The sequence below is a fragment of the Psychrobacter sp. T6-1 genome, from assembly GCF_052258445.1.
In genome coordinates, this window is sequence record NZ_JBQQFC010000820.1 from 1 (window position 1) to 532 (window position 532).

1 protein-coding gene is annotated in these 532 nt (G+C 39.5%); it reads left to right on the forward strand.

The window, feature by feature from the left end:
* Window positions 1–95: 95 nt before the first annotated feature.
* Window positions 96–532: 4'-phosphopantetheinyl transferase family protein (locus ACTXGO_RS16165; protein ID WP_443575242.1), on the forward strand; the 437-nt coding region annotated here is incomplete at its 3' end.

The window sequence follows — 532 nt, forward strand, 5'->3', positions numbered from 1 at the left end:
TACTCATACTCATACTCATACTCATGATCTTATCAACTATGCCCTTCTCACTATATAATTTAAGCTATATCCAACTCAATGACAGCACTTGGTGTATGAGCGCAAAAATAGCATCTACCAATAATGATGGTCAAGATAACACTCATAGTGCGTTTAATTATAAGCGGCAGCAACAACGTAAAGGCGTACGAGATTTACTTCAGCACTTACTGCAAAAACTTGCAATCTATGATGATTTAGATGAGACCCAGTTCCCTTATCGGCTTATTCATCATCGTTACTATGTCTGCTTTAGTCATTCTGTTGATAGGGTCGCAGTCGTTGTCAGCAGTCATAGACCAGTCGGTATCGATATAGAGGTACAAAGTGTGAAGTGGTCTATTGTACAGCGGTATTATCATACTGATGAGCTGGCTGTTTTAGACAAGCTAAATACTATAAAACGCGCGCATCTAAGTCGTTTACTATGGCAAGTCAAAGAGTGCTTTATCAAAGTGCACAATTACACGCTAGCGCAAGGTATGGGTATCAA